Origin of the sequence: Runella sp. SP2 (assembly GCF_003711225.1) — a bacterium.
Taxonomy (GTDB): Bacteria; Bacteroidota; Bacteroidia; order Cytophagales; family Spirosomataceae; genus Runella.
In genome coordinates this window covers 2,085,510-2,096,405 of sequence record NZ_CP031030.1, presented here as the reverse complement: position 1 = coordinate 2,096,405, position 10,896 = coordinate 2,085,510, and the positions used below count along the sequence as shown (strand labels likewise).

General features: G+C 43.2%; 10 protein-coding genes. 3 read left to right on the top strand and 7 right to left on the bottom strand.

What is annotated here, in order from left to right; translation table 11 throughout:
• Positions 1–38 precede the first annotated feature (38 nt).
• Positions 39–1,577, top strand: coding sequence for a SusD/RagB family nutrient-binding outer membrane lipoprotein (locus tag DTQ70_RS08760; protein WP_122930465.1), 1,539 nt, complete (start codon positions 39–41; stop codon positions 1,575–1,577).
• Between the two features lie 90 nt (positions 1,578–1,667).
• Positions 1,668–2,567 (top strand): phosphogluconate dehydrogenase (NAD(+)-dependent, decarboxylating), encoded by a 900-nt coding sequence (gnd, locus tag DTQ70_RS08755; protein ID WP_122930464.1) that lies wholly within the window; start codon positions 1,668–1,670, stop codon positions 2,565–2,567.
• A gap of 88 nt (positions 2,568–2,655) precedes the next feature.
• Here gnd and DTQ70_RS08750 read toward each other — a convergent pair whose 3' ends face one another.
• Positions 2,656–2,970 (bottom strand): single-stranded DNA-binding protein, encoded by a 315-nt coding sequence (locus DTQ70_RS08750; protein WP_122930463.1) that lies wholly within the window; start codon positions 2,968–2,970, stop codon positions 2,656–2,658.
• 245 nt (positions 2,971–3,215) lie between these two features.
• Here DTQ70_RS08750 and DTQ70_RS08745 point away from each other — a divergent pair, with 245 nt between their 5' ends.
• Positions 3,216–3,572: a hypothetical protein gene (locus tag DTQ70_RS08745; protein WP_122930462.1), complete on the top strand. Its 357-nt coding sequence runs from the start codon at positions 3,216–3,218 to the stop codon at positions 3,570–3,572.
• Between the two features lie 4 nt (positions 3,573–3,576).
• Here the strand turns inward: DTQ70_RS08745 and DTQ70_RS08740 are convergent, their stop codons facing one another.
• From DTQ70_RS08740 to rpsO, 6 genes are all read right to left on the bottom strand, one after another.
• Positions 3,577–4,620 (bottom strand): glycoside hydrolase family 113, encoded by a 1,044-nt coding sequence (locus DTQ70_RS08740; RefSeq protein WP_122930461.1) that lies wholly within the window; start codon positions 4,618–4,620, stop codon positions 3,577–3,579.
• 80 nt (positions 4,621–4,700) lie between these two features.
• Positions 4,701–6,440, bottom strand: coding sequence for a S8/S53 family peptidase (locus DTQ70_RS08735; RefSeq protein ID WP_122930460.1), 1,740 nt, complete (start codon positions 6,438–6,440; stop codon positions 4,701–4,703).
• 156 nt (positions 6,441–6,596) lie between these two features.
• Positions 6,597–7,148 carry an META domain-containing protein gene (locus DTQ70_RS08730; protein WP_164489934.1) on the bottom strand — a complete coding sequence of 184 codons (552 nt, stop codon included), beginning with the start codon at positions 7,146–7,148 and terminating at the stop codon, positions 6,597–6,599.
• A 105-nt stretch (positions 7,149–7,253) separates the two neighbouring features.
• Positions 7,254–8,117, bottom strand: coding sequence for an RNA polymerase sigma factor RpoD/SigA (locus DTQ70_RS08725; protein WP_013930257.1), 864 nt, complete (start codon positions 8,115–8,117; stop codon positions 7,254–7,256).
• Positions 8,118–8,219: 102 nt separating this feature from the next.
• Positions 8,220–10,442: a polyribonucleotide nucleotidyltransferase gene (pnp, locus tag DTQ70_RS08720; protein ID WP_122930458.1), complete on the bottom strand. Its 2,223-nt coding sequence runs from the start codon at positions 10,440–10,442 to the stop codon at positions 8,220–8,222.
• Positions 10,443–10,601: 159 nt separating this feature from the next.
• A complete protein-coding gene (gene rpsO / locus DTQ70_RS08715; RefSeq protein WP_122934319.1) occupies positions 10,602–10,871 on the bottom strand; it encodes a 30S ribosomal protein S15 in 270 nt (89 codons plus the stop codon).
• Positions 10,872–10,896 lie beyond the last annotated feature (25 nt).

Genomic DNA, 10,896 nt, shown 5'->3' with positions numbered 1-10,896 from the left:
AACCAAGCTTTCGGGGACACTCAAAAAAGAAACAAAAAATGAAACGTATATTAAAAAAATCGGCCCTCTTACTCCCACTTTGGGCAGCAACTGTTGTCGGGATGGTAAGTTGCGACCAAGGTTTTGATGAACTGAATATCAACAAAACCGCCGCACTTTCGGTCAACCCAGTGTTTATCTTGAACAATGCGACAGTTAACTCAGCCTTTACGACGGGTTCAGTTATCTACGAAACGGGCATTGTCCAGCAAATGATTTCACCCAACTCAGGGGTATTAACTGGGGCTAACTTTAACCAAGATAGCCGCGACAATACTGTTCAAAATTGGCAAAAATATTACCGCAACGTGATCCGTAACTCGCAAGATGTAATCAATCAAACACAAGCGGTGGCGTCACGCAGTAATTTGTACAACATGGCTCGCATCATCCAAGCCAATGCGTACATGATTTTAACTGATTCATACGGTGATATCCCTTACACCGATGCAGAGAAGGGTTATACAAATCAAATATTTTTACCAAAATATGACACTCAGCAAGCTGTCTATGCAGGTATTATCAAGGAGTTGACGGAAGCTACCGCTGCCCTTGATGCCTCTAAGACGGTTGAATCGGCTGATGTACTTTATTCGGGAAATATTGCTCTTTGGAAAAAGTATGGCAATTCGCTACTACTTCGTGCAGGAATGCGTTTGAGTAAGGTGGACGCCGCACAAGCCCAACAAGTGGTTGTCAAGGCATTGCAAGGCGGGGTAATGGAATCAAACGCTGATAATGCTATCATTAAGCATGACGCTAATTACGTAAATGGGATTGGCAACATGTTGAATGCCACAGAAGCTGCCAACATTTACCTTGCTGCACCGTTTGTAGATTACCTCAAAAAAACCAACGACCCGCGCCTCAAGTCAATTGCCGTACGCTACGTGGGGGCTAAATCGGGACCAGAACAAGTAGCTTCTCGTGCTTCAACCGACCCAGCTGTCCAAGTTGGAATGCCATTAGGGTTTGACAACAACACCATTTCGGCCGAAGTAGCAAAAAACAAATTGGCTAGTTTCTACGATTTTACGCAAGTTGACCGTACTCGCATGGTCAAAATGACCGCGCCGACGTTTTTAGTAACAGCAGCTCAAACGCAGCTTTTGTTGGCCGAAGCAGCGCAAAGAAACTGGGTAACGGGTACCAGCGCTGAAACGTACTACAACCGTGGTGTTCGCCTGCACATGGAACAAATGGCACTGTTTGACGCAAACTCAGCAGTAGCAGCGGCAGATATTGACACTTATTTGAAAGCAAATCCGTATGTGGCAGCCACTGCTTTAGAACAAATCAATACCCAATATTGGGTGGCTTCGTTCTTAAACGGCCCAGAAGCATTTGCCAACTTCCGTCGGAGCGGTTTTCCTAAACTTACGCCTAACCCTTTTCCTGGAAAGGGAATTAAAGGGGATTTTATCAAACGACTGACCTATCCTAACTCGGAAATTTCAGCCAACACAGTTCACGTGAGAGAGGCAATTACTCGCCAAGGAGCTGACGATTTAGACACAAAAGTTTGGTGGGATAAATAATTTTAAATACTGATGAGTGGGGATTGAGTAACTATAGTCCTATTTTTGCCTTTTCCCACTCATCTATCCATTTATAAAACGTCATCTTTAATGCAAATTGGATTTGTTGGTCTTGGCAAAATGGGGTACAACTTGGCCCTAAACCTGCATCGTCACGGTTATGAAGTAGTTGCATACGATGTAGCAACCGAAAACGTCAAAAATATTCTCCTTGAAGGCATTGCTCCCGCTTTCAGTTTGGAGGAACTTTGTCAACAGCTCAATGGCAGAAAGGTAATATGGCTGATGGTTCCTGCGGGAAAGCCCGTTGATGACTGCATCGAGACATTGATTCCATTTTTATCAGCCAGCGATATCATTATTGATGGCGGCAATTCCAACTTCAACGACTCAGTTCGTCGATATAAATACCTTAAAGCCAAAGGGATTGATTATTTGGACTGCGGTACAAGCGGCGGTGTGGACGGTGCTTTGAACGGCGCTTGTACCATGATTGGCGGTGAAGAGGAAGTTTTCAACTATTGTGCATCCGTTTTTAATGACATTTCACTCCCCAACGGTTGGCTTCACGCAGGTGGCCCAGGAAGTGGCCACTTTGTCAAAATGGTTCACAATGGCATCGAGTATGGCATGATGCAGGCCATTGCAGAAGGTTTTGAAGTGATGGAACAATCAAAATACAATCTTGATTTAGAACAGGTTGCACGCGTATTCAACCACGGCTCAGTTGTTCGCAGCTGGTTGATGGAACTTACCGAAAAGGCTTTTTCCAAAGATCCAAAATTGGACGCCATCAAAGGGGTAATGCACTCTTCGGGCGAAGGCAAATGGACGTTGGAAACAGCCCTTGACATGGGTGTTCCAACGCCAGTAATTGCACTTTCACTGTTGATGCGTTATCGTTCACAACAAGATGATACCTTTACGGGCAAGGTCGTAGCGGCACTTCGCAACGAATTCGGCGGCCACGCCGTAGAAAAAGCACATTAATGAATGTCGAGTGTAGAATGCAGAATGTCGAATAAAAAATAACAATTCGACACTCTGCATTCTGCACTCGACACTTTGTCATTCCCATTTATTCTACTTCCTGCACTTTATAGACCTGAATTTCGGTCACATAGACGGTTTTATCTTCTTTATTTTTGTACGAGCGGTAATTCAGTTTTCCTTCTACCGACACTTTTTTCCCTTTCGTAATCAAGCGTTCGCATACTTCCGCTACTTTGCCAAACGCGACGAGGTTGTGCCACGTTTTGCTTTCCACTTCTTCGTCTTTACGATTCTTGTAGGTTTCCTTGGTCACCATCGTAAAAGACGCCAACTTTCCGTTTTCAAATGTACGTACGTTCAAATCTTTACCTACGTTGCCTGTTAATGTTACCTTGTTCATGTTCCTAAAAGTTTGTATTTGAGTGATTTGATTTTGTTTCGTCAACTGTCTCTCAATCGACGATACAAAGGTGCAGCCTCACCGCCACTCGATTCGGTTCGTACGCGTTTCTAGTTGAATAAAAACGTTTGTAACCGTTTACAAACGGATAAAAAATTATATATTTAGGGTATTATTTGCAATTCCTAAAAACAAAACTTGCTGAATATCAAGCTATTAACTAAAAATAACTTCTAATTCTTGCCATGAAAACTTGCCCTGAATGTGGAGAAAAAATAATGGGGCGTTCCGACAAAAAATTTTGTTCGGATGCGTGCCGCAACGCGTACAACAACAAACTCAATTCGGACTCCAACAATTTTGTTCGGAACATCAATAACACACTTCGTAAAAATCGCCGAATCTTGGAGGAAGCCTGTAAGGAAGATGACAAGGGAAAAATCTCAAAAAACGCGTTGCTGAGAGAAGGTTTTGACTTTACTTATTTTACCAGTACCCGCACCACCCAAAAAGGTGCTACATACGTTTTTGTGTATGAATATGGCTACTTACCGCTCGAAAATGAGCAATATTTAGTCGTAAAAGATCGAAAAACCCCCTGATAAATTACCGCTGTCCAAAGGCGTTTTGGAGCACCGTTTCGGCAGGTTTAAATTGAGGGGAAAACGTATCACGGTGAAATTGGCGTTTAGGCTGTTGTAAAAACCATTTCCAAGCAAAAGCTCCCGCGAGCCATTTTCTGGGCCACACTTCGTTAAAAAATGCTTGGTAAGCATCGGCTTGTAATGCCAAATTTTCGGGTTTTTCATCATGCGATTCCCACGGTTTCTCGGTGGCAAAATCAACACTTCGATAGCCTATTTCGGTAAACAAAATAGGTTTTTGGTATTTTCCCGCAAAGTTTTCAATTTCGCTCAAATGCGGCTTCCACCCCTTTTGTAATGTTTCAATGGTCGGATGTTTTTCAGAAGATAAAGGAAAATAAGCGTCAATTCCGATAAAATCTAGCTCATTCCAAAAGGGGTTTTTGGGATAATGGTTCCAATTGTCGGCGTAAGTAAGTTGTCCTTGGTATATTTTACGAACCTCCTTGATTATATTTTTCCAGAAAGCAGGCCTTTTTTGGGTAAAATTATCCATTTCAGTGCCGATGCAGAACAGTTCCACTTTTAAAGAATCCGCAATTCGCGCATTGGTCAAAATGTAATTACCAAAGTCTTTTTCAAAAGTCTGCCAATCGGCTTCCGTTTTTAAATCAAAATCTCCCGTGTACATCCCACGTCCTACCCAAACATGGGGCTTTAGCATTACTTTAAGCTTGTTTCTATGGGCTAATTCAATGGTTTTAGCAATTCCTTCAATTGACTCCCCCCACCACATTTTGTTGGAATTAAAGTAAAAATGAGGCTCATTTTCACGGCAAAAACCGTAGGGCACCACCGCCACCCATTCCGCTTTTAGTGTACTTAGTGGCACAAAAGCCGCTGAATCAATCGGTTCTGGCGGAGCAACCAAATTAACGCCTTTCATTTTAGCACCCGCATACACTGGAGGCGAGGGGCGCGTACAACCATATTGTACCCAAATCATACCCCAAAATAATATTTGTAAGATATTCGTATTCAGACGAGTAGCGATAATCCAAGCCATTTGTGTTGATTTTCCTTAAAAGTAAAAACTTCTACCTTTCTACAGATAGAAGTTTCAGAAAATCTTTTTAAATCGTTCACTTAACGGGCAGGCTGTGCATAACGAGTCGCTTCAAACATATCCAGCATACCATAGCCAATTTTTGGATGTAGTGCGCCATATCGACTACTATGGAACTTAATATGGTTCATAATTTCGGTACTATTTAAGGTTGGGTACTTCGACCAAACCGCCGTCACCATCGCCGACATCGTAGCCGTGGCGGACGAAGAGCCACCAAAGTTGGAAGGAATATCGCTTTGGTCATTTTGAAGGGATAAAATCACTTTGGAAGCTCCTGTTCTTTTTTGCATAACTACGCCAAAATCAACATCATTGTGATAACAGCACGAAGTACAAGTTGTAATGTTGGTATATTGTTTGAGGCCAAAAGCAGCATTATTGTTATTCACTTGACGTTGTACTCCAGTCACGGCATATACTTCGTTGTTCATAGAGGCAGGGAAAATAATTCGGTGACGAATGTCAAGATTTTGCAAATAACTAGGTAATTGCTCCATCGCCAATCCCACAGCGGGAGGAATCGTCCCTGCGGCACAAAACATCAACTTATTGTTATACTTCGCCAGCATTACCCCATCTCGAATGGAATTAATCGCCATACGATAAACTTGGTTATTGGCCAACGAATATCCAATTAACACTGTCCCCATCGACATACTAATCACATCTACGGTAGTGCGCGCCAATCCCGAAAAAGCATCCGCTACCCCTCGATATTCTGACCATTCAGACAATAGCACGTCGTGAGCGGCCTTTACCGAAACCAAGTTTGCTTTGTGCGCAACGCCAATTATTTTATTGTCATACGAGGGCGAAGTACCAATCGAAGCCGAAGCGGTACCATGTCCGCATACATCTTCAGGGGAAATTACCCCTCCGCGTCCATTAGGCACTGTACTGAAGCTTGCCACAAATCGACCTTGTGAATCGCCATCGTCAAAATTTTGATTCATGATGGGTTGAATCGAAGAAAGTCCCGTGTCCACGTAAGCAATGGTAAAGCGCTTATTGGCCGTTGGAGAATAACCGTTTGCTCCCAAAAACCAAGCAAAGTCTGTATTATGGTCGCGTAGCTGCCACGACACCTTGCGTTGCGTTCCTTGAACTGCCAAAAAATAATCTTCGTCCACCCGAAGCCCATGAACTCCCGTATTTTCTCCACAACCAAAACCGCCTCCACTCTTGGCCTGTCCTTTTTCTGAACCGATATAATTATCAGGAACAAAAGTAGGTTCCATATAGCGGATAAGTCCCGTTTCGCGTAATTTTTGAATGGTGCTTAACTCCGTTATCCGTAAATCGAAATTCGGCATTTCTTTACTGGCAGCCACTAGAATTTCGTTGGGGCTCTTCAGCTTAGGATTGTATTTTTGTTCTTCTTCAAAAGCAATGTTGAGTAATTTTTCTCGAACCATCAACCAATCTTTGGTCGCACTTTGATTCAAATCCCAGCCATAATCGCCCTTAACCGTGGGTAATTTGTAACCAATCATCAAGATATTTCCATCTTTGGCGTGTTTAAGTCCAGAAAAAATCATGACATCATCTGCCAATCGCCAATCAAATTCGTCATTGTTTTTGAAGGCGATAGCTGCCATTCGCTCTTCCAACTGTTTTTTTGTAAGAATATCAGTGCGCGTACTCGCGTGCACTTGGTCAGGGGTACTGGAAACAGGCTCAAGAATGATTTTTTGTTCGCAAGAAGCAACGAAGAGCGTTAGCAAAGAAGCGACTGAGAGAGTTGTAATTCGTTTCATAAGGCGTTTAAATTAATTACCTTACAAAACTACTTTCTTCCCTATATTTCAAAATGGGCAACCCACGAACTGCACTTCAAAGTGCTCGAATGGTATGTTTAAGTTCATAAAAAAGCCTGACCTAGCAAAATGACTAAGTCAGGCTTCTTATTTTACTTATTTGGATTGTTTTTCAAAAATCAAAAAATTTCCTTTTCCTCCAATGGGAGCGGCTGATTTCTGCGTACTCAAAACCCCCAATTCAAGTTGTTGTTTTCCATTGATGGTGCTCAACTGATAATCAACTGCTTGGCCTAACAATAAAAAATAGCGAGATTCGCATTGCATCAACTCTGGCGAACCACCCATTTTTGTACTTCCAATTGGAGACATTTTAAGTTTGCCCGTTTTGGTAGTTTCGTCGTACGATTCTAACGCATAACTACCAGAATACTGGTTCACCGACGAGCGGCCATTCAATAACAGAACTGCTCCCGTTTCGTCTTTTGTTGTCGTCAACTCTAGCGTGATTGGCTCAAACTTTCCTTCATTAGGAATGCCACATGGCAAATCCATCATATCGCCAAGTAGGATACTTTTCAACACCCAGGTACCAGCAAGTTCATTGTTTTCTAACTTTTGGGCTTTTTGTTCCACGTTTTGGCTTTCGCAAGCTCCCAGCACTGCGACCAAACAGCCAGCCATTAATGTAATCATTGTCTTTTTCATAGCCATATTTTTCTAGTATGACTTTTTTTTACCGTAAAAGGTTGGAACAAGGTATAAAAAAAAAGCCACTTTGCAGTGGCTTTTTTAGAAATGCTTGTACGTCTTTTAACCGAGGTACGTCTTCAACGCTTTACTGCGTGAAGTATGGCGTAGGCGGCGAATCGCTTTTTCTTTGATTTGGCGAACACGTTCGCGGGTCAAATTAAATTTCTCTCCAATTTCTTCCAACGTCATGGGATGTTCTCCGTTCAATCCGAAGTAAAGCGCAATCACATCCGACTCACGTTGCGTGAGGGTTGACAAAGCGCGGGCAACTTCTTTACGAAGAGAATCATTGATAAGCCCTTGATCAGGCTTCTCTTCCATGTCGTTTTCAAGAACGTCGAGGAGGCTATTTTCTTCCCCTTGCACAAACGGCGCATCCATCGAAACGTGGCGGCCAGAAATTTTGAGTGTATCCACCACCTCATTGGCTGAAATATCCAATACTTCGGCCAGTTCTTCGGGTGATGGTTCACGCTCAAATTTTTGTTCAAGATCTGAGAATGTCTTCGATATTTTATTTAATGACCCAACACGGTTGAGTGGAAGGCGGACAATACGAGATTGTTCGGCCAACGCTTGCAAAATGGACTGACGAATCCACCATACAGCGTACGAGATGAATTTAAAACCACGGGTTTCGTCAAAGCGTTGAGCGGCTTTAATCAAACCGAGGTTACCTTCATTGATAAGGTCACCAAGCGAAAGACCTTGATTCTGATATTGTTTTGCTACAGATACCACAAATCGAAGGTTAGCTTTGGTAAGTCGTTCCAAAGCTTGTTGGTCTCCCTCTCGAATTCGCTGCGCCAAAGTCACCTCCTCATCAGGAGTTAGCAAATCCACCTTACCAATCTCTTGTAAATACTTGTCAAGCGACTGGCTTTCGCGGTTGGTTATCTGCTTACTAATTTTAAGCTGTCTCATCTATCTTTACTTTGGTGCTTTGTACTATTACAAGAGTGTAACGTAAAAAGCGAATCAAAAGTTGATTTTTTACTTTCTAATTTAAGTTAAAAAAACAAAAATCTACTTATCGCGACGACGGTTGTCATCACGACGACGATCTCCACCTCTATCGTTGCGATCGCCACGGTCTTCGCGGGGTGGTCTTTCAACGAATCCTTCGGGTTTGGGTAGTAAAACCTTGCGTGACAAGCGGAATTTACCCGTTTTCTTATCGTGCTCCACAAGTTTCACTTGCACCTCGTCTCCTACCTGAAGAACGCCATCCATGGTTTCTAGGCGCTCCCACGTAATCTCGGAAATGTGCAATAATCCATCCTTGCCTGGCATAAATTCTACAAAGGCCCCGAAAGGTTGAAGCGTCTTCACTGTTCCCGTATAAACTTCACCTACTTCTGGAATTGCCACAATGCCTTTGATACGTTTTACGGCGATGTCCATGCTATCGGCATTGTTGGCAAAAATGCTTACATAGCCCATGCTATCACGCTCTTCGATGGTCACAGTAGCACCAGAAACACGCTGAATTTCTTGAACCACTTTACCACCTGGTCCAATGACGCCACCGATTTGGTCTTGCGCAATTTGGATAACTACCGCACGAGGAGTCTGTGGTTTAAGCTCTGGACGAACTTCAGTAATCGCTTTCTTCATTTCGCCCAAGATGTGCAAACGTCCACGGCGAGCTTGGTCAAGTGCTTCTACCAATACTTCGTACGAAAGTCCGTTAACTTTCAAGTCCATCTGACAAGCAGTAATGCCCTTTTCAGTACCCGTCACTTTGAAGTCCATGTCACCAAGGTGATCTTCATCGCCCAAGATATCAGAAAGTACGGCGTATTTTCCTTGTTCGTCAGTAATCAAGCCCATGGCAATACCTGCAACTGGCGCTTTAATTTTCACCCCAGCGTCCATCAAAGCAAGCGTACCTGCGCACACAGTAGCCATTGACGACGAACCGTTTGACTCTAAGATATCCGAAACGATACGAATCGTGTATGGATTTTCTTCATCTGGAGGCAATACTTTTTTCAACGAACGGTGCGCCAAGTTTCCGTGTCCTACTTCGCGACGACCAGGACCACGGTTTGGTTTTACCTCACCCGTTGAAAAGCCTGGGAAGTTATAGTGCAACAAGAAACGGCCATATCCATAAAACATCGCTGTATCAATGATTTGTTCATCGAGTTTTGTACCCAATGTCACCGTCGTCAACGACTGTGTTTCACCACGGGTGAACAAGGCCGAACCATGCGGTGTAGGCAAGAAGTCAACTTCGCACATAATTGGGCGGATTTGGTCTAATGCACGCCCATCAAGACGAGTACGCTCATCCAACACCAAACGGCGCGACGCTTCCCACTCTAAATCGTGGTAATAACGTTTGATAAGACCTACTTTTTCGTCGTACGTTTCTGGATTCTCTTCTTTGAATTTCTCCAAAAACTCAGTAATAACGGCTTTGAAACCATCTTTACGCACTTGCTTATTGGCACTGCCTTGGCGAGCAACTGCATAAATTTTATCATAACAAGCCTCACGTACTTGTGCACGAAGCTCTTCGTCGTGTACTACGTACTCAAAAGAGCGTTTTTCGGTTTTCCCAGCTTCTGCTTCAAATTCTTTTTGAGCGGCACACTGGATTTTAATCACTTCGTGGGCAGCTTTCAGAGCTTCTACCATTTCCTCTTCTGAGACTTCATTCATTTCACCTTCCACCATACAGATGTCTTTCTCGGAAGCGGCTACGATAAGATCTAAAGTAGCATTTTTCAGTTGTGACGTAGGCGGGTTAATGATGTATTCACCATTGATTTTGGCAACACGCACCTCAGAAATTGGTCCATTAAAAGGTACGTCTGTAATCATCAATGCTGAAGAGGCAGCCAACGCAGCAAGGGCATCAGGCAATACCTCTGGATCTGCTGAAATTAAGAAAACGTTGACTTGCGTATCTGCATAAAAGTCGTCTGGGAACATGGGACGCAAAGCTCGATCCACCAAACGACTCACTAAAACTTCGTGGTCTGACAAACGGCCTTCGCGTTTCTGGAAACTTCCAGGAATACGGCCAGCCGAAGCAAATTTTTCTTGGTAATCAACCGATAGTGGTAAAAAATCTGTACCAGGTCTTACCTCGGGATTAGATACAACTGTAGCTAGGAGCATGGCATTCCCCATACGAACCACGACCGAACCGTGGGCCTGACGAGCAAGCTTTCCTGTCTCAATTGTAATGATACGACCATCGGGCAGGTTGATAGTCTTTGTGATGATGTTAAACATGAAAGAAGAATTAAAAAACCGCTTGAAAACCTATCCTTCAGCGAACATGATAGGTTATTATTTATAAAACCGCAAAAAGATATTATTTACTTACTTAGGTGAAGATAAATAACAAACAGGGAATCCAGTTGCCTGACATTCCCTGTTTGAAGTATCGCATTACTTTCTGATATTCAGTTCAGCGATGATAGCACGATAACGGCTGATGTCATTCTTGAGAAGATAGTTCAACAAGCGTCTGCGCTTACCTACCAACTTTAAAAGGCCAAGGCGCGTAGCATTGTCATGCTTGTGCTGCTTCAAGTGCTCCGTCAAATAATTGATACGGTGAGTGAAAAGTGCGATTTGTGATTCTGAAGAACCAGTGTCGCTTTCAGACTTGCCAAATTTTTTGAACAAGTCTTTTTTTACTTCCGATGTTAAATACATGATTGTAACCTCAGATTGTTTAAAC

Coding starts and splice junctions, on each gene's coding strand:
- rpsO (WP_122934319.1), bottom strand. CDS start 10,871: ATGTATTTAACATCGGAAGTAAAAAAAGACTTGTTCAAAAAATTTGGC.
- DTQ70_RS08730 (WP_164489934.1), bottom strand. CDS start 7,148: ATGAAAAAGACAATGATTACATTAATGGCTGGCTGTTTGGTCGCAGTG.
- DTQ70_RS08725 (WP_013930257.1), bottom strand. CDS start 8,117: ATGAGACAGCTTAAAATTAGTAAGCAGATAACCAACCGCGAAAGCCAG.
- DTQ70_RS08760 (WP_122930465.1), top strand. CDS start 39: ATGAAACGTATATTAAAAAAATCGGCCCTCTTACTCCCACTTTGGGCA.
- DTQ70_RS08735 (WP_122930460.1), bottom strand. CDS start 6,440: ATGAAACGAATTACAACTCTCTCAGTCGCTTCTTTGCTAACGCTCTTC.
- DTQ70_RS08750 (WP_122930463.1), bottom strand. CDS start 2,970: ATGAACAAGGTAACATTAACAGGCAACGTAGGTAAAGATTTGAACGTA.
- gnd (WP_122930464.1), top strand. CDS start 1,668: ATGCAAATTGGATTTGTTGGTCTTGGCAAAATGGGGTACAACTTGGCC.
- pnp (WP_122930458.1), bottom strand. CDS start 10,442: ATGTTTAACATCATCACAAAGACTATCAACCTGCCCGATGGTCGTATC.
- DTQ70_RS08740 (WP_122930461.1), bottom strand. CDS start 4,620: ATGGCTTGGATTATCGCTACTCGTCTGAATACGAATATCTTACAAATA.
- DTQ70_RS08745 (WP_122930462.1), top strand. CDS start 3,216: ATGAAAACTTGCCCTGAATGTGGAGAAAAAATAATGGGGCGTTCCGAC.